This window comes from Gallibacter sp. Marseille-QA0791, from assembly GCF_965119705.1.
Classification (GTDB): Bacteria; Bacillota; Clostridia; order Peptostreptococcales; family Anaerovoracaceae; genus Lentihominibacter; species Lentihominibacter excrementipullorum.
Genome location: NZ_CBCPMH010000001.1, coordinates 13,493 through 37,544, shown reverse-complemented (window position 1 = coordinate 37,544; position 24,052 = coordinate 13,493). Strand labels below are relative to the sequence as shown.

Sequence of the window (24,052 nt, the reverse complement as noted above, 5' to 3'; positions counted from 1 at the left end):
CTTCGGCTACGCTGTCCCTTTTGCCTTGTGAATCGCTACCGCTCTTCGGGCAAAACGGCAATGAAAACTACCTCTCGGCGAAGCCGTATTCAAACAACGTTTTCATTATAATCCCTCACAGAAAAAATAGCAATCACATAAACTGCTATTTCTCCCCGTTATCAGCTCTTTCATCGGCTGCATAGCGCCTACAGCATGCACAGCCCCGCGCCCATCCTCCTGTACGTCCCGCCCTCACGTCTGTATGAACAGAACAGCTCCGGCTCGCAGCAGGTACAGTGAGCACTGACCTCTATCTTCTCAGGCGAAATCCCGGCCGCCACAAGCTGCCTGCGATTCATCTCCTTCAGATCGATGTAATACTTGGTCTCGCCTTCTCCACTGACTTTTTCATCGGTGATGTCTCCGGTGAAATCCCATTTGCCCGCAAACTCATCGTACACCTCACGCCCAGTTTCGAAGCAGCAGCGGCTTATCCCCGGACCGATATATATGTAAATGTCGTCCCTTTCGCACCCAAAGCTTTCAGTCATCCTTTCCACGGTCTTAGCCGCTATGGATGCCGCAGTCCCACGCCATCCGGCATGGGCCAGCCCTATGACGCCTCTTTTCACATCGAAGAAATACACTGGAAGACAATCGGCATGGACCGTCGTCAGCAGGACATTTCTCTGATCCGTTATCAGCCCGTCGGTATCCGGAATGCCGAGAGGCCCTGTCGGAACGCTGTCGATAACGGCGATGGTATCCTCGTGTATCTGCCTGGGCCATACGGGAACGGCCCCGCTCAGTCCCAGTTCCTCGAAGATGTCCGTCCTGTTGTACGGATAGCCGTCCGACGCTCCGTCTTTCAGCGAAAAGAACCCTGTAACTCCTTGCAACTGAGTGAATACTTCCATATACCTGCTGCCCGTTATCTTCTCATGGCTGACGCGCCCGCCGCTTTTTCCGGTATTCATCATATAACGCCCTCCTCTCTGAAATGCTCCAGCAGGGCTTCGCACCCTTCGATGATATCGTCATATGTGGCGTCGAAATCACCCGTGTACCACGGGTCGGAGATATCCCGCGCTTTCCCTGCGAACTGCAGCAGCTTATACACCCTGCTGTCGGAATCCTCCCCGATGATGTAGCTCATGTCTCTGACGTTGGAATCGTCCATGGCGATTATGTAGTCATATTTGTCGTAATCGTTCTTCGTTATCTGGCGCGCCCGCCGCTTCGTGTACGGGATTCCGTGCTGCTCCAGCTTTCTCTTGGTCCTGGGGTCGGTATCGTGACCGATCTCCTCACGGCTTGTGGCCGCCGACTCTATATAAAAATCCTCGGCACATCCTGCCTTCCGAACCATATCCTTGAAAACGAACTCGGACATCGTGCTGCGACAGATATTGCCGTGGCAAACGAAAAGTATTTTAATCATCTATCTAAAACTCCTTGAATTTACTGTATTTCCTTGATTTATCGGTACTTTCCCTCGTTCGCTCTTTCCTCCTGTCCGTGGCATATCGTAGCATAAATTCGCACATCTTTTCCCTCAAAAGTAGTAAAAAAAGTAGTAAATTAAGGGCTGTTTCCCCATTTTACTACTCGGCATTTACTACCCTTTTCAGTTCCTCTTTTGCGTCGTCGTAACCTATATGCGTGTATGTATTTAAGGTTACTCCAATGTCAGAGTGTCCCATAAGGTATTGTAGGGTTTTCGGGTTCATGCCGCTTTTCGCCATATTGGAACAAAAAGTATGTCTGCAAACGTGCGGCGTAACTTTCGGCATTTGTACTTTATAAATACTGTTGTACTTCTCGCAGATATGCTGAAAATATTTTTCCCAGTGCAGAGCCACCATAGGCATATCGTTCTTATCCAAATATAAGAAACCGCATTTGCCGTCTATCATAGGCTCCACTCTCGGCTTCTTCCTGTTGGCAATAATCCGCTCAAAGCACTCATACACTTCATCAGACATGGGAATTTCTCTTGTCCCGCAAGTGGTCTTTGTATCTTCAATCACATATTCCATGTTTCTTTTTCGTTGGAGCTGATGATTGACACTGATTTTTCTATTCTTCATATCAATATCCGCAAGTGTCAGTCCAACAAATTCAGAGATACGCAGCCCGGTCTTAAACAGAATGTATATTCCCTCATAGTATCTGCAAAAATGCTTATCGTTCGCCACAAATTCAAGGAAAGCCCTTTCCTGCTTTCTTGTGATTGCTTCTCTTGTCACGCTGTCATTTACAACAACAGTAGCAAGTTGAAATTCAAACGGATTTTTGCGTATCAAATCATCATCAACCGCCATTTGAAATGCAGGTCTAACGACACCCCTAATAGAGTGAATGGAGCTGTAACCCCGTCCGTCTTTCTGCAATTTTATCAGCCAGCACTTCGCGTCAGACAACTTAACCTTGTCAATTCTTCTTTTACCAAATTCTTCTTTCTTGATAATATTGAGGACAAAGTTATAATTTGCTTCTGTATTGTGCCGCACCCCCGTTTTCTGTAACAGGTACTTTCTAACCAGTTGTTCCACCGTCATTTCTCCACCGCGTGGGACAATTTCATCATCAATATCTTTCAATATCAATTTTTCCTTTTCCCTTAAAGAAAGGTCGTCCCGTTTCCCCGGCGGGGTCTTGTCTGTCTTTTCCAGTTTCCAACTGTAAACAAACTGTGGTTTCCCGGTTGTATCAATATATTTATACGCATACCGTCCGTCCCGGCGTTGGCTCTCTCCGTTGCGGAGAATACGATTTCGGCTGTCCCGCCTTTTTCCGCTCATGTCCATGCTCCTTTCATACAAAAAGAGCCCTGCCGTGATATACTAAATTATACCATAGGCAGAGCCCCTTTTCTATTCTTAATTTAAGCAGCACTGAAAGCGGAAATGCCTAAACAGCTATCCGGCACTGCTACTGCTTACATCTTTATCATATTGATGTTAAATCATTTAAAAAGTTCTCAAATTGTTTCCTCTTTACTAAAAATTTCACTCCATTTTGAATGATAAAACCAGAGTCCAGATTTTCAGAAACGATTTTCCTTAACTTCTTCTCGCCAATATTAAAATACTCGGACGCTTCTTCAATCGTTAAGCAAAACTTGTCTTTTATTTGAACCTGTTTATCATCAGTCATTGAAAGTCCCCCTTTCATATCAAAATGAAATATAATGGGCTTACCGGACGGCTTTTAGCATAGCTCCACGGGACTTGCACCCCTCCGGCGGTCTGCCGAAGCTCTACCCGTTGCCTGCGACGCTTTGAACGCTCGGACTACGGCGGTAAAGGAGTATCATTATACCGATATATGGATTATGGCGGCAGAGTTGCCAAGTCTGCTTTGGAACGCTGATATTTCCCGCTCGGTTTGTCCCTCCTTTCGTCGTCGCGTATCAGCCCAACGGCTCCCCATATATCGAATGTATCCGATTTGCCCTATACTGCGCCGCCGTTATCTTGCGCCGCTTTCTTTGTCAAGGAACAGGGATAAGTTTTGATTAAGCGCGGAAGCGGAAAGGGGAAACGCTCCCGTATAACCTCAATCTAACTTGTAATCAAGAACAACCCGCATGAGCTTTGCTTGCAGACGTTCGCGCATATCCTCATCTATGCCATAGTAAACATTTCCGTATTCATCACGGACTTTCCGGGTAGACAGATAGGCTATGTAACTTGCGTAATGCTGCATAACGATTTTCATAGCGTCGGGGTCGCCCTTTGTCGCGGCTAAAATGACCGGATAAGGCAATAAGCCGCGTTCGTCGGGATTGTTAATATCAATCTTTCCAATCATCAGCTTTTTCCTCCAAAAATCTTTTCAGCAGTTCAAAAGAGCTTGTCCGTCGAAACTGTACTGTGCTGCGCGGTATCTTCATCAGTTCCGCGATTTCCTTATCGCTCATGTCAAAGAAGTAATACAGCAGTACAGCTTGACGTTTTTCTTCTGGCAGAGAGTGCAGCGCGTCGGCAAGCATTTTCGCCGTGATTTCCCTTCCTGCCACAAAAAAGGATTTTTCAGCTTCATCATTCGCGAAATACTGGTCGCAAGTATAAAGCTGATTTTCTTCCTGTGGCGACAGTTCAGAAAAAGTGACTTCATGCTTTCTACGGTATTTTCTTTCTCTGATAGCGTCGATAGCTTCATTCCTCAATACCGTTTTGCAAAAGCCGTTGAACGTGCAGCGTTTTTGCCATTCAGTGCGGTTAGGTTCCATGTTCTCACCCCCTTTCCGTACCCAAGGGGGTGGGCTTATTTGTCCCCTTTCGCGAACCCTCGACGGACGCGCCAAAGAATTTGCCAACTGGGGAGCAGACTTTTTCAAAAAAATTTTGAAAAAGCAAAATGCGCCCGTCTGCAAAACGCAGACAGGCGCAAAGGAAATATTAAAAGTATTTAGGTGATTTGATAGTTCATATTTATAGCCGTAATATCCTGCGGTGGTGGACGGGCTTTTTTTGATAAGTTAGGGGGATTTGGGGCATAGAAAAAGGACATGGCGATACCTCCTTGATACCGCCGTATCCTCAAAAAAGGGCGACTTTAACACACCCTCCGTATTCTCATTTTTGAAAATCGAGTAGGAGGAAATTCCTCTGATTGGGGAATTTCCGACCTCTCACACCACCGCTCATGCGGTTCCGCAAGCGGCGGTTCAACCAACTTAACATATGACACGCCTTTCGGCGTAGTAATTACTCATGGAGACTAGCCCAAATGTGGTTAGTCTTTCATTGCTTATCGCTTTATGTACCCAGCCGTTATGCGCAAGCCTCGCATAACGGTCTCCACTGTAGGCAATTTTGTATGCCGCCCAGCGGGGTACGTCCAGCTTCATCAGGTTCTTTGCCCTATTCTGCGGTGTTTTCCAATGCTTCCAAATACACATCCGCAGACGGTAGCGTATGTTTCTGTCCAAACGCTCACATAATCCCTTCATGCTCCCGATTTTGAAGTAGTTTATCCATCCTCGGATAAGCTGGTTCAGTTTCTGCACTTTGTAACTGTTGCTCACTCCCCAGCTCCTGCATGTCAGCTTCTTCATCTGTGCTTTGAATTTCGCTACTGCTTTCGGGTGCGGTCTGGCTTTATATCCTTTGGCTAATGGGTCATAGTAAAATCCAAATCCGAGATACTTGATTCCTTTGGGCTTGTCCACCTTGCTCTTTTCAGCATTTACTTTCAATCCCAGCTTTTCCTCAATAAATCGGGTAGCACTTTTCATTACCCTCTCCGCCGCCTGCTTACTTCCTACCATGATAATCAGATCGTCCGCATAGCGCACGAAATCCAACCCTCTTGCCTCAAGCTCTTTATCCAACTCGTTCAGCATGACATTTGCCAACAGCGGCGATATATTCCCTCCCTGTGGTGTGCCGACAACTGTATCTTTATACTCGTCATCGATCATCACTCCACTGGCCAGAAATTTCCTTACCACTGAGATAACGTCTCCGTCCTTTATTGTCCGTCCGAAAATCGTCATCAACTTGTCATGGTTTACCGTGTCGAAGAACTTTGCAAGGTCGATATCCACTATCCAGCTATGCCCATCGTTCATCATCTCTAATGCTTTCAGCACTGCCTGTTGCGCACACCGATTCGGTCTGAATCCATAACTATGCTCGTGAAACTGCTCCTCGAAGATTGGCGTGAGTACTTGTGTTACTGCCTGTTGTACAAACCGGTCAACTACCGTTGGTATTCCAAGGTTTCTTGTCCCTCCATCTGGTTTTGGTATCTCCACCCGTCTAACTGGCTGCGGTTTGTACTTCCTTGTCCGCACCTGCTTCCTGATGTTTTCGCCGTTTTCCGCAAGATATGCGCCAAGCTCTTCAACGGTCATCCCGTCTACGCCTGCCGCTCCTTTGTTTCTGACGATTTGCAGATATGCTGCATTGAGGTTATCATTGCTCACTATCTGCTCCATGAGACTTCTTGTGTCCATGCGTTGTTTCCTTTCTGCCCCTTTTGCCTTTGCCGCCTTTGATGTCATCGACAGGCGTTTGCTCCGGCTACGAAGTGGAACGTACTTCAACTGATTGATTGTTCGGTCCTTCGCTCCATCCCCATTACAGGAACTTCTTCACTACTACGACCTCTGCTGACTTCTCACAGTTCGTTGTTACTACGGCTAATGAGACCGCCTGTGAGACCTCCCCGCTTAAGGTGCGGACTCTTTCCCTCCATATACCTGCCACATTTACTGGTACTTCCAGCAACTTTTGGACTTCGATGTTTCTTGCCGTCTTATCCGTATTTCCCAGCCTTATATGTGGTTTCTGTCCGTCAGGTCAGAGGTTTGCCTACAGCTTCCTTCAGATTTCACCTCACGGTGAACACCCTTGCTGTTCAGCTATGTGCTTCGTCGTTGCCTACGCGCACTCGGGACTTTCACCCGTTAGAGCCCGCCCATGGCGGGCGATCGAGTAGGAGGCGGTGACTAACCGCCGTCCTCTCACACCACCGTACGTACGGTTCTCGTATACGGCGGTTTCAATAGTTGACGTGCATCTGCTGGTATGCATCGGCTAAATCATAAAAGCCTTTGCGTACCAGTATTTCTTTTGATAAGGCTCTGTTTACTGTGCTGGTTGCCGATGTAAACCAATGCCCTCTGCGGCTGTTAGCCGCCATGAAGGCATAATGCTTCGGTATCCCAAGCTTCATCAGATACTTCATCTTCGACCTCGGCTTTTTCCACATCTTCCATATACACATGCGTATTCTGTGGTATAGCCATCCATTCAGTTCTTCGATTGCTTGCTTCATCGCTGCGATTCCGTAGTAGTTAAGCCATCCTCGCATATACTCTCTGATTTTGCACAGTGCCGGTATTACGCTCTGAACATGTCTGCGGGAAGACAGGCTTTTCAGTTTGGCTTTCATCTTCTTCCACGACTTCGGATGAACTCGAATGAATGTACCATTTCCGTTCCTTCCCAATGCGAAGCCGAGGAACTTAAAATTTCGAATCGCATACACACTGGCCACTTTGCTCTTCTTTCTGTTGACAGTCAGCTTCAGCTTGTTTTCCAAGTATGAAGTGCTTGTTTCCAATAGCCGTTTAGCCGCTCTCTCGCTCTTTGCAAGTAGTACGATATCGTCAGCGTACCGCACACACGGTACACCTCTCCTTTCGAATTCCTTGTCGAATTCGTCCAGATAGATGTTAGCAAGCAGCGGGGACAGGTTCCCTCCTTGCGGAGAGCCTTCTTCCGTGTCCATGACCACTCCATTTTCCATCACTCCACTTTTAAGATATCTCTTGATGATTTGGATGACCCTCTCATCTTTGACTTCCTTACGCAGCCTGTTCAGTAATATCTCATGGTTCAGTGTGTCAAAATACCTACTCAAGTCGAGACTCACCGCATAGCGATATCCCTCCTCGGCGTATTCCCTTACTCGCTCTATTGCATCTTTTGCGTTCCGTCCCGGCCTGTAGCCGTAGCTTCCGTCCGAGAACATTGGCTCGTAGATTAGCATCAGCTTCTGTGCTATTGCCTGCTGGATGATTCGGTCGATGACGGTAGGAATACCAAGCTTTCGTATTCCTCCATCCGGCTTTGGAATTTCGACTCGTCTTACGGGTGAGGGGGTATATTTCCCTCTTTTGATTCTTCCTATCAACTCGTCTTTATGTTCCCTAAGCCATGGCAGTGCCGCTTCAATGGTCATTCCATCTATCCCCGGCGCTCCCTTGTTTGCCTTCACTCTTTTGTAAGCTCTGTTCATGTTATCTCTTTCCAGTATCTTACCTAAGATGTCCGGCTCTGCACTGTCTCTTTCCTTCCATATCCGGTTAAATGAACGGTGCGCTCTCACATACCCTTTACGTTCCGCGCTATCTCTCTGTGAGCAGCTTTCTTTCTCGTTTTCTGCACTCATTTGCTCATTCCTCCTTTCCAGGTTGTACTTAAGACTCCTATTGATTCGGTCCTTCGCTTCTCAGTTACTATGACCTCTGCTGACTTCTGTGTGCTCAGCGCCACCTTACGATAGCGGTTACCCTTTTCAGGGCGTCTCACACAGACCTCCCTGGGTACCACACGTTTCTTTCTCTCCATCTATCTGCCGCATTTACCATGCATGATTCCGTGTAGCTATCGGGCTTCATCGTGTGTTGCAGACTTACCCTCATGCATAGCCTAATATGCGATTTCTGTTCGTCAGACCGGAGATTTGCCCGTGGGTTAGTAGCTTCCCCACACCCGGCTTCCTTCAGATTTGCAGTCACCTGCAACACCCTTGCCTTCGGCTATATCCTTCCCACTACCGGGCGGATTCGGGACTTTCACCCGTTAGAAACGTGCGCCGCCAGGCGCACAACAAGAAAACGGCGGCCTTGATGTATTCAAAGCCGCCGTAATGTAATCAGGCGTAGGAAAAGAACTGCTGTGCGACGGCTTTTTTTCTTTTGCGGTCGTCCGGCAGTGATAGTGCTTTATATATCTTTTTTACGCCATAACATATTTCTAAGAGGTAGAATGGCAAATGTGTTTTTTCAGTCCGAAGAAAGAGAATTATTGATTTCGGATTCAATACTTTCTCTTATATTATCCATAGCTTCATCTACTTGTTCTTTATTCATTTCATCTCCATTTTCGTCATAATTATGTGAGTAAATACATCCAGACAAAGCTAATGTACTTAACACTAAAATTGCTAGCAACAAGTTTCTAATTGTTTTCTTCAATTCCAAAATTCTGCCTCCTTTAAAATTGCAATTTAGCCAATAGCTAAGTGCCATAGCGAACAAAGCCATAATAATTCATTGGTTTACATATTGCTATAATAAAATTTCCATACCGTCATAGGCAAAAGAGATATTATCTAAAGTTTTTTCTATCTTTTGATAATCAGAATAAGATTTGCCCCAATATTCATCAATATGCGTAACAATAACTTGTTTTATCCTATATTTTTGCTTGATTGCCATTATCTCGTCAATGGTAAACATATCATCTTTGAATGGAGCATTTTTAAGAAGATTTCCCCCTTTCAATATTCCGTCATCAGAAACAAGACCAATAATTAAAATATCTGCGTCGAAGTATAATTCATTATGCACAAATGGCTTCACATCACAACAAGCATATATAACCTTTTTATTTCTATCTGATATGACGTAAAAAGTCATATTGCCACGGTGAGTTTTATTATTCACTAAATGGATTTCAATATTTCCGATTTTGATATAATCAGTTTTAGTGATTGAAATACAGTGAAGAATATTCTGGTAATAATATAAGCCGTCCCCGTTCCATGCGTTAATATCGTCTACAACCTCCGGCAACGCTATAAACTGTATAGGAGTACCTTTATCAGCTATACAGTCATAACCTAAAGGCTCTACAATTCGCATACCCCTCGTATGGTCTGGGTCTTTATGTGATATAGAAAGATATTTTATCTCGGAAATACCTTGTCTATCGCAGGCAACACCAATATCTTCCGGTGTGTCAATAAGCATTTGAATATCTTCAATGTAAATGCTCGGCCCTAACCGTTCATATTTTCCCCTTTTTATGCGTGCTTCTTCACAAATCGGACACCTACAAAAAGGATTAGGTATTTGAAACATTCCTCCGCTTCCAACTATCTTTAATTTCATATCGGTAAGCACCTCCAAATAATAATTATTATCTTGCACATATAGAAAAACAGAACCGATAACAGCCACATTTTATTGTTGCGTTATCGGCTCTGCGTCTTAGCGTCTGGCTCTTTGATAACTGAAATATTCAATTTACAAACATTGATTAATGTTTCCTGTCTGCATTTTGGACAGTATAAAGGAAAATTTCTAAGTATTGTATCTGGTCGTATTTTCAAACGCGTCTTATTTCCACATACAGGACACAATATCCATTCTCCGCCCATTTCAACCACCTCTCTTAATCTATAATTCAAGTACACATTCAAATGCCAGTGCTAAATATTTTTCTGCGCTTGACAATCCGTATTCAACCAAATCTCGCGGTTCCCATTGAGCTGTATCCAAATTATCGGCTCCAAATAAGAACTGTGCAAAGGGCAGTTTACGGAATTGAGTTACGGCTAAAGCAGCAGCACATTCCATTTCAACCGCAATACACCCCGCAGCTTTTCGCTCACTGATTAGAGATTTTGTTTCCCGGTAAATAGCGTCAGTTGTCCATGTTTTTCCTTTTACATAAGGATAACCGCATTCTTTTAAACACTTAGTTAATGTTTCAACCGATTTTTCGTCAGCTAAAATTTCATCAGCCGCTTCTATATAATGGTAGCTTGTACCTTCATCACGAATTGCTACTGTTGGGACTATGATTTTTCCATTAGCTACTTCTTCATTTAATACTCCACAACTGCCAAATAAAACTAACTTCTTTGCCCCTAACGCAATGACTTCCTCTATACCCGCAACACATGCAGGCGCACCAACCCTAGATAAGAAAAAAGCAATTCGGGTATTCTTATACAATATTTCATAAATAGGGATGTTCCCATTTGCAGAATAGAGCCACCCTATTACTTTTACATTTTTTATAGAAGTAAACTTGTTTATAATTTTTTCAGAAAATGTAGATACACATAACTCTGGGAAATTTGGGTCTTGTCTTGTAGTATCTTTTGGGTTAATAAACGCCACTTCTTCATGTGAAAATTTTCTAAAAACAGTTGCCATAATCAACCTCCTAAAAGTGTCCTTTTCATATGAGTGATTATCCGTTCGGGTATTTGTTCATCAATCGGTAAGATAGTTGTAAACATTCGCACCCCTTGATAAGAAAAAATAATTAAGTCAATAATTTCTTCACTATCAACATTTTTAAATTCTCCTCGTTCCACTCCGTAAGATATAAAATTTTTCCACATATCTTTTGAATAGAGGTACTGTTTAAAAAGCATATTATCATTGTTATCCGATTGATTTTCACTATAAAATTCTAGTATTGCTATACTTAAAGAACCAGAACCGTCTAACATTTCTTTTTTATATCGTTCTAAAATTTCATCAAGTATTATAGGTGCAGGAACTCCATTTTTCATTTTTTCGGAAAGTTCGTTATCTTGTCTACTCATAAGAATATCTACAATTTCAGAAAAAATTTGATGTGTACTTTCGTAATGCCTATAAAGCCCGCCTCTACTTAATCCGGTTTCAATGCAAATGTCTTTCATTGTAACATTTTTAAATCCCTTTTTTGCAAATAAGGACAAAGCCTTTTCTAAAATAAACCTTCTTGTTTCGTTTCCTTTTTTTCCCATTGTAACCGCTCCGTTCTGCGACATCTGTGTCGCTAAAACAATTATAAGACACGCGTGTCGCTTTGTCAATCTCAATTTTCGTGCTAATGCCAAGCGAAAGAATATATGGAATTATTTTAGTGCATAGTAGGAAGTGTGTAAACATATCCAAGAGAAAAGAGGAACAGTAAAATGTAACTGGGTGAATGAATATGGCAAAAAGACCAGTACCAAAATATGACTTCAAGGCTTTTGGAGCAGCGATAAAGGCAGCGCGAACGGGCAGGAAGGAAAGCCGCAAGAAAGTGTGCGACGAAATGTATATTTCTCCCCGCTACCTTGCGAATATAGAGAATAACGGGCAACACCCCAGTTTGCAGATTTTCTTCGAGCTTATGCTCCGTTACAATATATCCGTAGACCAGTTCCTTTCAGATAAGCCCGCCGAAAAGAACACGCAGCGGCGGCAGCTTGACGCGCTGCTCGACGGCATAAGCGATACGGGGCTTCGGATTGTAACAGCCACCGCAAAAGAGATAGCGAAAGTCGAAAAAGAGGACGAATGAGAATGTCCTGCAAAATTGAATATGGATTTTAGGAAACGTTGTAATCTTTGCAGATTGCAGCGTTTTTCTTTTGCGTAAGTTTGGCAAAATCAAGGTTTCTTCCGTAGTAGGGATAAAGGGAAAAAGTTTCTTAGCAAGCATAGGAAAGGGGTACCCTTTCCGTATTTTCGCCCTCCTGCGCTGCCGCGCGTCGGTCAAAAATTGCTTGTTGGGAAGTGTCCCAAACCCTCTAAAAAACGGAAAGGAGCGTGAACGCATGGACGGCAGGAAACGGACGGTGCAAATCAAATTCAGAGTAACAGAGGAAGAACGGGCGTTGATTGAGCAGAAAATGAAGCTCGTCCCCACCCGGAACATGGAAGCCTATCTTCGAAAAATGGCAATCGACGGGTACATCATTCAGATAGACCACACTGATATAAAAGCCATGACAGCGGAGATACAGAAAATCGGTGTCAACATCAACCAGATAGCGCGGCGCGTCAACGCCACGGGCAGCGTCTACCAAGAGGACATAGAGGAAATAAAGGGGGTGCTTGCGGAGATATGGCGGTTACAAAGATTAAGCCTATTAAAAGCACGTTGAAGAAAGCCCTTGACTATATCCAGAACCCGGACAAAACGGACGGGAAAATGCTTGTGTCCTCCTTTGGCTGCTCGCCGGAAACGGCAGACATTGAATTTGAATTTACTATAGCGCAGGCGTTAAACCGGGGAAACAACCTCGCCCACCATTTGATACAGTCCTTTGAGCCGGGGGAAGTAGATTACCAGAGAGCCCATGAAATCGGAAAACAGCTTGCCGACGCGGTAACAAAGGGAAAATACGAATACATCCTTACCACGCATATAGACAAGGGACACGTTCATAACCACATCATTTTCTGTGCTGTTAATTTCGTAGACTACCACAAGTATAATTCCAATAAGCGCAGCTATTACGGCATACGCAACATGAGCGACAGGCTGTGCCGGGAAAACGGCTTGTCCGTCGTCGCCCCGCAAAAGGGCGGAAAGGGAAAAGGCTATGCGGAATATATCGCGGAGAAAACCGGAACCAGTTGGAAAGGCAAGCTGAAAATCGCCGTGGACGCACTTATCCCGCAGGTATCCAGTTTTGAAGAATTGCTTTCACGGCTGCAAGCGGCAGGCTATGAGATAAAGCCGGGGAAATACGTTTCCTGCCGCGCTCCGGGGCAGGAACGGTTTACCCGCTTGAAAACCCTCGGCGCAGACTATACAGAGGAAGCCATAAGGGAACGGATAGAGGGCAAGCGTGCCAGAGCCGCCAAAGCTCCCAAGCGTGAAACAGGTGTGTCCCTGCTTATCGACATTGAGAACAGTATCAAGGCGGCGCAGAGCCGGGGCTATGAACAGTGGGCGAAAATCCACAATCTGAAGCAGGCGGCAAAGACGCTCAATTTTCTTACGGAACATCAAATAAGCCAGTATGAGGATTTAATCGCAAAGATAAGGGAAATCCAGACAGAAAGCGAAAAAGCAGACGACGCGCTAAAGGAAGTGGAAAAGCGGCTTGCGGATATGGCGGTGCTTATCAAGAATGTTTCCACGTTCCAAAAGACAAAGCCTGCCTATGATACCTACCGGAAAGCAAGGAACAAAGACCGATACCGGGCAGCCCATGAAGGAACTGTCATTCTCCATGAAGCGGCGGCGAAGGCATTAAAAGCGGCTGGCATTTCCAAGCTGCCGAACCTTGCCGCCCTGCAAGCGGAATATGAAAAGCTGCAAGAGCAGAAAGAAGTCCTCCGCGCCGACTATGGGAAGCTGAAAAAACAGGTTAAGGAATATGATGTTATCAGACAGAACATAGACAGCATTTTGCGGCAGCCAAGGGAGATTGAGAACGAAAAAAAGCTCTTTAGATAATGTAATGTGCTAAGACATATGTTACAGAAATAAATAAAAAAAGAGAGATACTTTGATACAATAGTTTTCAACCAAAAAAACAAGTATCAGTAAGGAGTATCTCTCATGAAAAGTATAACCGAAGAAATGAGATTTCGCCAGCGTTTATGTGAATATGCTTTAAAACATGGCGTAACAAAGGCTGCAAGGAGATATCATACCTACAGGCAGTTTGTATATAGACAACTGGAAAAGTACGATGGAAGCGTTCAGAGCCTTGCGCTGAGGTCCAGGAGGCCTCAGCGCAGCCCGAACGCGCATACGGAAGAAGAACTGAAGCTGATAAAGAACATGCTTAGAAGAAACGGACGATATGGTCTTGCAGAAGTATATGTAAGATGTCAAAGCAGAGGATATAGCCGAAGTTTTGAAAGCATGTGCAGACAGATAAGAAACAGGGGATACAGAAAAGTAGAGAGAAAGAAGAAAAGCTATACGAAATATGAGAACATGCAGGGGACATACCCGGGAGAGAAGGTGCAGGTAGATATCAAATATGTACCTCAGGAATGTATAAGGTTCCCGTGTTACGGAGATAAGTATTATCAGATAACGGCGATAGATGAATACAGCCGGAAGCGAGTGCTGAAGATAGTAAAAGAGAAGAGCACATACGAGACAAAGGAATTCATAAAGAGCCTGAGAAAGAGAATGGGATTCAAGATAGAGACTATCCAGGTAGACAACGGGCCGGAATTCGTAAATGACGATGATAAGACGGAAAAGGACAGTGCGTTTGAAAAAGCGGTAAAAAAGCTGAATATGGAGCTTAAGAGGACGAGACCGTATTCGCCATGGCAGAATGGGAAGGTAGAGAGAAGTCACAGAGAAGACGGGAAGATCCTGTATGGCAGAGAAGTATTCACAAGTGAGAAAGAGCTTAAGAAGAAAGTAGCGAGACACGAGAAGAAATATAACAGCACAGCGAAGACGGTATTGAACTTCAAAAGCCCTGATCAGGTAGTAGCGGAGTATTTCTCAAAGTGTAACAAATGTCTTGACAACTAAGAGAACGAAAAAAAGCTCTTTAGATAAAATATAGAAAACTATAAAATATCATGCTATAATTCTAATTATTATATTAGGAGCAGGTGGAGCCTTATGGAAGTTCAAAATCATATTGTATTATTCTTAGATATATTGGGATATTCAAATATAATATCAAATTGTAAAGACAAGCAGATGGAAAATTATTATCTGGATAAAATCCATAGTATAATATCTAATTTATCTCGTTTTATAGAAAAAAGGTAAGGGTCAAAACATAGGCACAAGGTAAAACAATCCCCTTGTTCACAGAGATGTGAACAAGGGGACTTTTTCTTTATTCGTTTTCTTTTCTTCTGCATTCATCAGGTAACTGCTCTGAATATGGCATAAGGCTGTCTATGGCTTCTTTATCATTCAGATCGATCCTACGGAGCTGGTCAAGCAGATAGCTCAGATATTCAAATGGCAGCAGATCATTTTCTATGGCGCTTACCACAATGCTATACAGAATTGCGCTTGACTTTGCCCCTCTTGGCGTATTGCAGAACAGCCAGTATCACAAACGGCTTTATCGCACGTTCACTCCTGTTATTGGAAACCTCAAGCCTCTCATCAAGGAGGGTATTCATCAATGGTTTCCTCTGGTTTATCGTGTAATTCAGCGCTTTAAGATAAAGCCCCTTGGGAAGTGGCTTTTGTGATTCTTCTTCCGCCCACGCAAAGAAGCCCTCAAATACCTTCCGCATCGTGGTCTTTCTGAATTCACTTCGTTCTTCTTCGGTAGATAATTCATGGCACTTGGCATCTAAAAGAAACAGCTTATCACACCATACGATCCCTTCCTTTATCTTTAAGGCCCCGGGACTTCCTTTATCATTTAACACCTCTAGCGCGTCTGCATAATACCGCCTCGCATGGGCCAGACAGCCTACGTGGATGATATCATCATTCACACTCAGGTAGCCCTGATATCCGTCTGTCTGCAGGTATCCGTGATATTCTTTAAGGAATGTTTCCGGGACATAGCCTGCACGAGAGCCATCCGCATAATGATAAAGCACGATAGGTGATATACCCTTTCCGCTTCGGAACATCCACATGTAGCTCTTTTCCCGCGTCTTATCCCTCAGCACCGACAGGCTCGTCTCGTCAGCCTGGATGATATCATATGACAGGAGCTTCTCGTACATCCTGTCGTAAACAGCCTTAAGATAATTCTGCGTAAGAAGTATCATCCAGTTTGAAAGGGTTGCTTTGCTGATGTTTACACCATAGCGCTTAAGATCTTTAGATATCTTATCCAGAGGATCACGGTTTTCATATTTCCTTGTTATGACGTATGCACCAAGTGACGGTGACAGAATGCTTCCACGAAGCAGAGATCTCGTCATTGGAGAGGCGATGATCGTAGCTTCGGTTCCGTTTTTTTCACAGTTCCTGCAGCTGTATATATGCTTTCTTCTGTAAGCACATATTCTACAGGATCCGTTTTTCTTAAGGCACTGATAAAAGCGTCTTTCTTTCCCTTTCGTTTAATCTTGCGAACAGGACATGCTTTCTCCGCTTTTGGCTCCGGCAACCTCAGATCGGCTTCTTTCTCTATTTCATTAAAAAAGCACTCCTGCTGCCCGTCATCTATTAAAGACTTTTCGCTTTTTCTTCCGAACCTCTTAGCCTGACTAAGGCGAAACATCTTTCTGTAATATTCAAGCTCTGCTGAAACCTCATCCAGTTTTCTTGAGGTGTCCAGTGCATATTTTTCCAATTCTGCTTTTGTCATGGATGAAAGATCTATCTGTTTCATGACTTTATTATATCAAAAAACCATTGAAATTTCAATGATTTTAAGGACTATTCCATGGTTTTAAGGATCCTTCCATATTAATTTTCAATGGTTTTGAGAAGCCTGTCATATTCATATCTGTACATGAAATCACGGGCGTAACTGTGAGATTTTGGCCAGTAAAATGTTCCGTATTCGAGCTTTCTGCTGAAAAGGCAATATCCATTCTTGCATATCTTCAGCGCATAGATCTGTTTCCATTTCTTTTCTATGAAGAAGAATATCTGCCCCGGTATCAGGGGCAGATCCAGATCGAACGCTATGATAGATGCCATGGACTCCATAGACAGATTCCCTCTGATAGGTTCTAAAACGAGAATTGCCCGGATGTTTTCTGATGGCAATCGTACCCACTTCCTACTCTCATCTATGGGCAACAGGACTTTTTCTTCCATAAATCGTAATTTCCCTTCTCGAAGGAGCCTTTCCCGGGCCTTTCTAAAGGTAATATCTTTTATATTGTGTTCCAGGCACCATCTTTTTAAGGGAAGGTCACTTGTATACGCTTCCTTGATTATTTTCTCCCACTCATCCGATGTTCGCCACATATGTGCTATTCCTCCTGTAGTTGCTACTTAGTAGCATACTACCTTGTTCTCTTTTTTTCAATGTGCCTATGTTTTGACCCTTACGAAAAAAGGCACATTTATATAGACCAACAAAATGACAATTTACATTTGTCAAGATTTAGGTCACTGCTTTTTTCAGATAATATTCTTTTCTTTGCCCCTTATAAAAATGAAATCGACAAGGATAACCTTTATATGAATTTGTTATACGGATTAAGTGAATTTCTTGTACGATATACTAAAGAAGATATATTTTTTAGAGGTGGAATAACAGCAGGAAACTTATACTACGACGAAAATTTACACTTTGTTTTTGGTTCTGGATTAGTCAAAGCATATACTTTAGAAAGTAGCGTTGCAAAATACCCAAGGATTGTAATAGACAACGAATTAAAGCCCTCTCCTATATTGTGGGGTATAGCTCAAGAGAATGAAATATATTATCTTGACTATCTTTCTTTAGGTCATAGTTTGATACGCGATTCGGATATGCCGGAACATACCAAAATAGAGCATTTTTCATCTTGTTTAAAAGAACAGAAAAATGCAATTTTTAAAGCCTATCAGAAATACCTTAAAGATGAACGGGTATTTCCCAAGTATCAATGGTTAGCAAAGTATCATAATGATTATTGTAAAAAAAATGGCTTTAATCAATTTATTATCGATGTAGATTAAAAAACGGGGCGCGGAAAGCCGGGAAAGGCTAACCGCGCCCCGCGTCTGTGTGGGTACTGCTATGGTTTTGTTACGCAGTAGAACCCCATTTTTGAGGGAAAAGGTAATCTGTATCGGCTGCGCTGTTTTTCTGCCCGGAGAGCCGCACAAATTAAGGCTGTTTTCGCCCTTATCGCGTAACATGAGCGCGGCGTTTCCTCATGCGCTCCGCTGCCTGCCGGTTCGTGATACGCTTCCGGCAGTCCGGGCAGTATTTGACATTATTAGACTTTGAAGCAAAGAACGCGCCGCACTCGGTACACTTCTTCCTGTCCTCGGTCTGGTAAAGCTCCGCATAGAGTAGCTTGTCGCCGGGAAGTACGGCGATACGGAACCATTTGCAGAGCAGGGAATAGGAAATGAGCTGCGGGCAGACACATTCCTCCCCGTCGTCAAGCAGAATACAATGTCCGTTATCGCAGTTGCAGCACTCCCGCTTTACAAGGGCATTGACTTTCCGGCTTTGCGGCGGCGTGAGCCGCTTGACCGCGCTCATGTTTCATCAGCGGCATAGACGGCAAGCTCCGCATATTCCGTTTCCGTCAGTGCGTCCACTTTGGAAAGGGTACGCTTTGCAAGTTCCCGCATTTCCGCGTCCATGTAAGGCAGCGCAGCGTTCATGTTCTCCCTAAGCTGCTCACGGCTCCCCTCATGGTAAATGCTCAAAAGGTTCATTTCTTCCACGGTAAACTGTGTCATGCTCATACCTCCATTTCTTTCTGTCTGGTCTTTGCCGCCTTTTTCGGGGCGGTTTTCTCTTTGGCTGCGGCAAGCTGCGCCCGGATAGAGGGCTTCTTTTCTGGATTTGCCGCCTTGCCGCGCTCCTTATCCGCTTTGACCGCATTAGCCAGGTCAACAAGAGAAATGGTTTCCCCTGCCTTAACCTTTGCTTCCAGTTCGTCAACGGTCGGGGTATTGTTTATCCGTCCGTCAATCATGTTATAGTTTTGCTCTGTGGTCTGCTCGGCGGCTTTTAAGGGGTTTTCCTGCTCGGCGGCAACGGCAAACGCTCGCGTCCCGTTCCCCATAATCAGATATTTCCCGTCGTCCGACTGATGATGAACGCCATAGCCCGCTGCTTCCATTTGCTCCCGGCTCATGCACGTTACATAGAACGTCCCGCGCGGTGTCCGGATTTTCTCGCCTGTTTCCAATTCGTCCGGGGTAAGCTGCGGCTGCTTCTCCTGCAAAAACTCCGGTACCTGCTTAAAGTCCCCACGGTCTACATAGTGGGCGGTGTCCTGTCCGTCCCGATGAAGCACGACGACATCAGAAACGGAAAGGCTGTGTCCTTTGAAATCTTTCGGGTGGTCGATATTGAATCGGGTAAAAATGTCGTCAAGGGACGTTCCCGACGCAAGGGGCGCGGTATAGACAAGCTCATAGTTTGCCCGGTCAACGGCAAGCCCCGCCGCCTGCAGGCGGTCGTAAGGCTCAAAACGGTAGTCCCGTGTTCCGTCCCCGTCCTTTAACTGGTAAATGGAAAAAGTGTCGTCTTTTCCTGCTTCCGGCTGCTCCTGTGCCTTTGCGTACAGTTCCTTTACCTGTCCCTCGGTCAGCTCCCCGGCGTTTAACTGTCCCAGAAGTTCCCGGCATTTTTCCGGTGTCCCCCGGAAAAGCACTTCGCCCATTTTTGCCCGCCCGTTCTCCTGTGTGACATAGGCTTGCAGCAGATAGGCGTTTTCTTCCCTGTCGCTGTATGGGTTGCGGCGTACCCGGTAAATGGTTTCGGGGGTAAAGGCGGCTTTCTCCTGCGGGGCAGCTTCCGGCTGCTCCGGAGGATTGTCCTCATGCTGCGGCTGTGCCTTTTCTTTCTCCTGTGCCTTTTGAAGCTCCGCAAAATGCCCGTCAATGGCGTTTATCATTTCGGCGGCAGTATTGCGGATTGTTTCAAGGGAACCCCTAAGCTCTGCAAGCTCCTTTCCGCTGCTCCACCCGGCGACATACCCAAACGAATAGTCCGACGTATCAAGCCCGTAGTGTTGGCAGACGGTATAGGCGACGCTTTCCGCTTCCACCTCGCGGGTACGGCGGTCAACGCGGGGCTTTTGTTCCTCTTTCGGGGCGTTTAAGTCTATGTCGTGGAGCTTCGCATGGGCGATTTCATGGATAGCGGTTTTAAGGGTCTGCAAGTCGCTCATGCCCTCGTCAATGGCAATCCGCTTTTCCTCCAAGTGGTAGTAGCCGTGTGCGCCGCCCTCGATTTTCTCAAAGCCAATAGGGACAGGGGAAGCCTGTTCCAGTGCTGCAAAAAAGTCTTTGAAGCGGTCAACGTCCCCGGTCAGTTCGTCCACGGCTATATCCGGCAGCTCCCGCCCTTCGGTCTGGGACACATCAAAGACGGATACCACCTTGTAGGCAGGTACCTTGATTTCCTTTTCTTCGGTAACGGGCTTCCCGTCCTTCCCGATAATGGGCTTCCCGGTCTGCGGGTCGGTTTTCTCCACTTCCTGCTTTACCGTAAACGGCGACGGGGCTATGATTTTAATTCCCTTTTCGCCTTTCATCACGTTCCGTCCAAAGTTATTTTTCCATGAGGAAAAGCCTGCCACAAGGGAAGCGTCGGGCTTCTGCATGGCGATAAGCAGCGTATTGTTAAAGCTGTAATTGTGGAATTTCGACATGACGCGCAGATATTCTTTGTAACGCTCGCTTTCAAACAGCTCCGTTATCCCCTGTTCCAGACGGTCGGTAATCTCTTTGAGCTTGTCGGCGGGTTTTTCGGACGTAAGGACAATGGGGATAACCGGGCGCGGCTCCTGCGCCTGCTCCTTTGGCTGCGCGGCGGTCTGCCCTGCGGGGGCAGCGTCCATTTCCACCTTTTCCGGGTCGGGGCGTTCCGGTTCCTGCGGGGCAGGCGTTACCCGGTATTCCTCCGGTACGTCCCGCCCGTCATACCACCTTGTAAACGTGTTCCGGTTGTTGTAGACGTAACCCCATTCTGTAAATGCGCCCCCGTCATTGATAGAAGCGTCCCGTCCGTATTCCTCATACATGAAATATTTTTTGGCTTCCTCCGGCAGCTCCGGTTCTTCCAGTTCATCAACAAGGTAATGCCCGTATTCTTCCTCATTGTGGACGGACGGGTAAATCCAGTAACAGTCAAGGTTCTGTGCAAGGTTGATAAGTTCCTCCACACTGGAAGCGTGGTCGTTAAGGGCGATAGCCGCCGCAAATTTCTCCCGGTCGTCGTCAAACTGCATTTCCAAGAGCTTCCCTAAATAGTTCAGCTCGTCCGGGTGTTCGTGTTCCCCTAACTTCGCCGCCAGTCCGGGGATAGGGGACTGAAATTCGGTAAAATGCCATGTTTCTTTATTCTGCAAGTCAATGCCGATACGGTCAAAGACTTCCTTCATGTGTTCCGTGGTGGTAGGGAATGTTACCCATTCCCCGGCGGGTCTGCCCCCGGTGTATGCGCCAAGGTTGGACAGGTACCCGCTTAAAATCGGTTCGTCCATTCGTTCACTCCTTTCTTTCTCAATCATGCGGTGCATAAGCTCGTAGTCCTCCATGCTCATGCTGCCGTCATATACATAAGGGTCAAAATCTTCCCCGTCCCGGAACGGCTTTTCGGAAAAGGGAAGTCCTGCGGCGTGGGCGGCTGCCCGTCCTTCCTCGATTTCCTCCGGGGATAAGCGGTCGCTGTACTCCGTGATAAATCCGGTAATGCCGTTCATGCGGTGTTCGTAGTGGTAACGGATAGAGGTCGTCAGCTCGTCAAGGGTCATGTTCTCGCTCAAATATCCGTTCAGTACGATAGCGGCGGGGTCTGCCGCTTCGATTTCCCGCAGCCGCCATTCGTCCTCCGGGTAGAGGGTCGCGCCCATATCAAGGTGGAACGCTTCGCTGTGCCAGGAACGCCCCTCTTTCCAGAACGCCACCCATGCGTTACCGCCTTGTAATTCTTTCTGCTGTTCCTTTATCGCTTCGCGCAAACTTGCCATGCAAAAACCTCCTTTCTGCGCGGTTCATAGAGGGTTTGGGATACTTCCCAACAAGCAAAAATCCCCGTCGTTCCCGGTAAGGGACAGCGGGGATTTTACGGAAAGGGTACCCCTTTCCTATGCTTGCTGCGTTACTTTTGTTTCTTCGGAAGCTCCACCCGGTAATTGACGTACTTCCCGCCCGTATCAGCCAAAAGGACGGTTCCTTCATAGGTCTTGCCTGTTTTCGGGGAATAGAGCTTTTTCACGGCTACCTTGCCGTCCTTTAGGAGCGCGGCGGCGATTTTCGGGGAAAAGGTTACTTTCCTTTCCTCAAAGAAACGGTCGTTCTTCCACATGGTAAAGGTACATTCCCGGCTGCTGCAATAATAGTTCTTTTTCCCCTCATAGACCGGGGAGCCGCAGCGGGGGCATTTGCCAAGCTCGGCGCGTTCCGGCTTGAACAGGTCTTTTTTCTCGCCGGAAAGGAAGGGATAGGATTTCACAAGCCCCTTTGCCATTTCCTCGATACCGCCCATAAATGCGTCCGGGTCTGCCTTTCCCTTTGCTATCTGGGTCAGGTTGTTTTCCCATTCGGCGGTCAGCTTCGGGGAAGTGAGGGCTTCCGGCAGGACGCATACAAGGTTGATACCGTCCTTTGTGGGGATAAGCTGCTTTCCCTTGCGCTCTACAAAACCGCCCTTGACTAACTTCTCAATGACGGCGGCGCGGGTCGCAGGCGTTCCAAGCCCCCGACGTTCCGCGTCCGGGTCGGTTTCCTCATTCCCGGCGCGTTCCATAGCGGAGAGCAGGGACGCTTCATTGTGTGGCTTCGGCGGCGTGGTGTCATGCTCCGTTACCTTTGCCGTGGGGCTGTCAAAGGTCTGCCCTTCGGCAAAGGAGAGCGTACCGGGGAGAAGCCCGTTTTCCTCGCTGTCCTCCGGGTCGGGCTTTGTTTTGAGGGTCGCCCGGTAGCGGCGTTCCAAGCCTTTCCACCCGTCGGAAAGTACCGTCCTTGCCTTAGCGGTAAAGGTCTGTCCGGCACATTCAAAAACCGCCGTGACCGCTTCAAAGGTGTGCGGTTCGGCGGCAGCCATGAGAAGCCTTGCCCCGGCGAGGGTAAGGATATTCCGTTCTGTTTCCGGCAGCCCGGAAAGGTCGGTTTTGGCAAGCTCCATAGTGGGAATGATTGCATGGTGGTCGGACACCTTCTTACTATTTAAAAGCCGGGGCACTTCCGGCGTGAGGGCAACGCCCTCCATAAAGGGGAGCTTCCCGCATAACATTGTGATGATACCCGCCGCCGTGTCGCCCATGTCGTCGGTAAGAAATGCGCTGTCCGTCCTCGGATAAGTAAGGAGCCGCTTCTCATAGAGGGCTTGTGCAAGGTCAAGGGTCTGCTTTGCGGTATAGCCGAAAATCCGGTTCGCTTCCCGCTGTAAGGAAGTGAGGTCAAAGAGCTTCGGCGGGGCTGCGGTTTTCTGCTCTTTCACGACAGAAGCGCACACGGCCTGCGACGCTTCGCAGGCTGTTTTCAGTTCCCGCGCTTCATCAGCGGCGGGGAGCCGGACGCTTACGGCTTCCGCGCCGGAGAGCATGAGCCGCACATGGTAGTATTTTTCTTTCTTGAAAGTAGTAATGGCAGCGTCCCGGTCAACAAGCATTTTTAAGGTGGGGGTCTGGACGCGCCCCACGTTCAAGGTGTGGTTATAAAGGCAGGAGAAAAGGCGGGTGGCGTTGATACCGATAATCCAGTCAGCCTTTGCCCTGCATAGGGCAGAAGCAAAGAGGGGGTCATAGTCCCGCCCGTCCATTAAGTGGGAAAAGCCGTCCCGGATAGCTTCGTCCTCCATTGAGGAAATCCAAAGGCGGCGCATGGGCTTTTTGCAGCCTGCGGTGTTGTAGACAAAACGGAAAATCAATTCCCCCTCGCGCCCTGCGTCGCAGGCGTTGACGACTTCGGAAACGTCGTCCCGGTGCATGAGGTCTTTGAGGGTGTCAAACTGCGCTTTCTTATCGGCGGCAATAGTGTATTTCCATTCCTGCGGCAGAATGGGTAAGCTGTCATAGCTCCATTTCTGGTACTGCTCCCCATAAGCGGCAGCTTCCGCAAGCCCGATAAGGTGTCCGACACACCATGAAACAAGGTAGCCGTTCCCCTCAATAAAGCCGTCCTTTTTCTCCTTTGCGCCAAGGACAGCGGCGATAGACTGCGCCACACTGGGCTTTTCAGCGATTACTAAGATATGTGAAGTCAATAAAAATCCTCCTTCCGGTTAT

The 24,052-nt window shown here is 46.5% G+C and carries 25 protein-coding genes; 5 read left to right on the top strand and 20 right to left on the bottom strand.

Going from position 1 to position 24,052, the window contains the following annotated elements:
- Positions 1–188: 188 nt before the first annotated feature.
- The 13 genes from pgeF to ACQY69_RS00135 form a co-directional block, all read right to left on the bottom strand.
- Positions 189–962, bottom strand: a complete 774-nt coding sequence (gene pgeF, locus ACQY69_RS00195; protein ID WP_428257598.1) for a peptidoglycan editing factor PgeF — start codon at positions 960–962, stop codon at positions 189–191.
- On the bottom strand, positions 959–1,423 hold the full coding sequence (locus tag ACQY69_RS00190; protein ID WP_428257596.1) for a low molecular weight protein-tyrosine-phosphatase: 465 nt from the start codon (positions 1,421–1,423) through the stop codon (positions 959–961). The genes pgeF and ACQY69_RS00190 overlap by 4 nt, the downstream gene beginning before the upstream one ends.
- Positions 1,424–1,586: 163 nt before the next feature.
- Positions 1,587–2,786, bottom strand: a complete 1,200-nt coding sequence (locus ACQY69_RS00185; RefSeq protein ID WP_428257595.1) for an integrase DNA-binding domain-containing protein — start codon at positions 2,784–2,786, stop codon at positions 1,587–1,589.
- Between the two features lie 148 nt (positions 2,787–2,934).
- Entirely contained in the window at positions 2,935–3,141 is a 207-nt protein-coding gene (locus tag ACQY69_RS00180; protein ID WP_428257593.1) for an excisionase, read from the bottom strand.
- Positions 3,142–3,543: 402 nt separating this feature from the next.
- Positions 3,544–3,798, bottom strand: a complete 255-nt coding sequence (locus tag ACQY69_RS00175) for a helix-turn-helix domain-containing protein (protein WP_428257591.1) — start codon at positions 3,796–3,798, stop codon at positions 3,544–3,546.
- Entirely contained in the window at positions 3,782–4,306 is a 525-nt protein-coding gene (locus tag ACQY69_RS00170) for an RNA polymerase sigma factor (protein ID WP_428257590.1), read from the bottom strand. The genes ACQY69_RS00175 and ACQY69_RS00170 overlap by 17 nt, the downstream gene beginning before the upstream one ends.
- Positions 4,307–4,666: 360 nt before the next feature.
- The gene (ltrA, locus tag ACQY69_RS00165; RefSeq protein WP_428257588.1) at positions 4,667–5,950 is read right to left on the bottom strand and encodes a group II intron reverse transcriptase/maturase; all 1,284 of its coding nucleotides are present in this window, start codon (positions 5,948–5,950) and stop codon (positions 4,667–4,669) included.
- A gap of 548 nt (positions 5,951–6,498) precedes the next feature.
- On the bottom strand, positions 6,499–7,893 hold the full coding sequence (ltrA, locus tag ACQY69_RS00160; protein ID WP_428257586.1) for a group II intron reverse transcriptase/maturase: 1,395 nt from the start codon (positions 7,891–7,893) through the stop codon (positions 6,499–6,501).
- Between the two features lie 616 nt (positions 7,894–8,509).
- Positions 8,510–8,707 carry a hypothetical protein gene (locus ACQY69_RS00155; protein ID WP_428257584.1) on the bottom strand — a complete coding sequence of 66 codons (198 nt, stop codon included), beginning with the start codon at positions 8,705–8,707 and terminating at the stop codon, positions 8,510–8,512.
- 87 nt (positions 8,708–8,794) lie between these two features.
- On the bottom strand, positions 8,795–9,619 hold the full coding sequence (locus ACQY69_RS00150; protein WP_428257582.1) for an MBL fold metallo-hydrolase: 825 nt from the start codon (positions 9,617–9,619) through the stop codon (positions 8,795–8,797).
- Between the two features lie 83 nt (positions 9,620–9,702).
- Positions 9,703–9,888, bottom strand: coding sequence for a cysteine-rich KTR domain-containing protein (locus ACQY69_RS00145; protein WP_428257580.1), 186 nt, complete (start codon positions 9,886–9,888; stop codon positions 9,703–9,705).
- Positions 9,889–9,907: 19 nt separating this feature from the next.
- Positions 9,908–10,672, bottom strand: coding sequence for a nucleoside phosphorylase (locus ACQY69_RS00140; protein ID WP_428257578.1), 765 nt, complete (start codon positions 10,670–10,672; stop codon positions 9,908–9,910).
- A gap of 2 nt (positions 10,673–10,674) precedes the next feature.
- On the bottom strand, positions 10,675–11,256 hold the full coding sequence (locus ACQY69_RS00135; RefSeq protein WP_428257576.1) for a TetR/AcrR family transcriptional regulator: 582 nt from the start codon (positions 11,254–11,256) through the stop codon (positions 10,675–10,677).
- A gap of 191 nt (positions 11,257–11,447) precedes the next feature.
- Here ACQY69_RS00135 and ACQY69_RS00130 point away from each other — a divergent pair, with 191 nt between their 5' ends.
- The 4 genes from ACQY69_RS00130 (at position 11,448) to ACQY69_RS00115 (ending at position 14,738) form a co-directional block, all read left to right on the top strand.
- Complete coding sequence (locus tag ACQY69_RS00130; RefSeq protein WP_428257574.1) at positions 11,448–11,801, top strand: helix-turn-helix domain-containing protein; 354 nt, start codon at positions 11,448–11,450, stop codon at positions 11,799–11,801.
- Positions 11,802–12,057: 256 nt separating this feature from the next.
- Entirely contained in the window at positions 12,058–12,387 is a 330-nt protein-coding gene (locus ACQY69_RS00125) for a plasmid mobilization protein (protein WP_428257573.1), read from the top strand.
- Positions 12,348–13,691, top strand: a complete 1,344-nt coding sequence (locus ACQY69_RS00120) for a relaxase/mobilization nuclease domain-containing protein (RefSeq protein WP_428257571.1) — start codon at positions 12,348–12,350, stop codon at positions 13,689–13,691. The genes ACQY69_RS00125 and ACQY69_RS00120 overlap by 40 nt, the downstream gene beginning before the upstream one ends.
- A gap of 105 nt (positions 13,692–13,796) precedes the next feature.
- A complete protein-coding gene (locus ACQY69_RS00115; RefSeq protein WP_428257570.1) occupies positions 13,797–14,738 on the top strand; it encodes a DDE-type integrase/transposase/recombinase in 942 nt (313 codons plus the stop codon).
- A 482-nt stretch (positions 14,739–15,220) separates the two neighbouring features.
- On the opposite strand, the gene tnpC is transcribed toward ACQY69_RS00115, so the two are convergent.
- The 3 genes from tnpC to tnpB form a co-directional block, all read right to left on the bottom strand.
- Positions 15,221–16,171 carry an IS66 family transposase gene (tnpC, locus tag ACQY69_RS00110; RefSeq protein ID WP_428260973.1) on the bottom strand — a complete coding sequence of 317 codons (951 nt, stop codon included), beginning with the start codon at positions 16,169–16,171 and terminating at the stop codon, positions 15,221–15,223.
- Positions 16,108–16,524 (bottom strand): hypothetical protein, encoded by a 417-nt coding sequence (locus ACQY69_RS00105; protein ID WP_428257569.1) that lies wholly within the window; start codon positions 16,522–16,524, stop codon positions 16,108–16,110. The genes tnpC and ACQY69_RS00105 overlap by 64 nt, the downstream gene beginning before the upstream one ends.
- Positions 16,525–16,601: 77 nt before the next feature.
- Positions 16,602–17,111 (bottom strand): IS66 family insertion sequence element accessory protein TnpB, encoded by a 510-nt coding sequence (gene tnpB, locus ACQY69_RS00100; protein WP_428257568.1) that lies wholly within the window; start codon positions 17,109–17,111, stop codon positions 16,602–16,604.
- A gap of 216 nt (positions 17,112–17,327) precedes the next feature.
- Between tnpB and ACQY69_RS00095 the strand changes: the two genes are divergently transcribed.
- Complete coding sequence (locus tag ACQY69_RS00095) at positions 17,328–17,810, top strand: hypothetical protein (RefSeq protein WP_428257567.1); 483 nt, start codon at positions 17,328–17,330, stop codon at positions 17,808–17,810.
- Positions 17,811–17,979: 169 nt separating this feature from the next.
- On the opposite strand, the gene ACQY69_RS00090 is transcribed toward ACQY69_RS00095, so the two are convergent.
- From ACQY69_RS00090 to ACQY69_RS00075, 4 genes are all read right to left on the bottom strand, one after another.
- The gene (locus ACQY69_RS00090; RefSeq protein ID WP_428257565.1) at positions 17,980–18,345 is read right to left on the bottom strand and encodes a cysteine-rich VLP domain-containing protein; all 366 of its coding nucleotides are present in this window, start codon (positions 18,343–18,345) and stop codon (positions 17,980–17,982) included.
- Positions 18,342–18,548 (bottom strand): transposon-transfer assisting family protein, encoded by a 207-nt coding sequence (locus ACQY69_RS00085; RefSeq protein WP_428257564.1) that lies wholly within the window; start codon positions 18,546–18,548, stop codon positions 18,342–18,344. The genes ACQY69_RS00090 and ACQY69_RS00085 overlap by 4 nt, the downstream gene beginning before the upstream one ends.
- Positions 18,549–18,550: 2 nt before the next feature.
- On the bottom strand, positions 18,551–21,793 hold the full coding sequence (locus ACQY69_RS00080; RefSeq protein WP_428257563.1) for an antirestriction protein ArdA: 3,243 nt from the start codon (positions 21,791–21,793) through the stop codon (positions 18,551–18,553).
- Positions 21,794–21,924: 131 nt separating this feature from the next.
- A complete protein-coding gene (locus ACQY69_RS00075; RefSeq protein WP_428257562.1) occupies positions 21,925–24,030 on the bottom strand; it encodes a DNA topoisomerase 3 in 2,106 nt (701 codons plus the stop codon).
- Positions 24,031–24,052 lie beyond the last annotated feature (22 nt).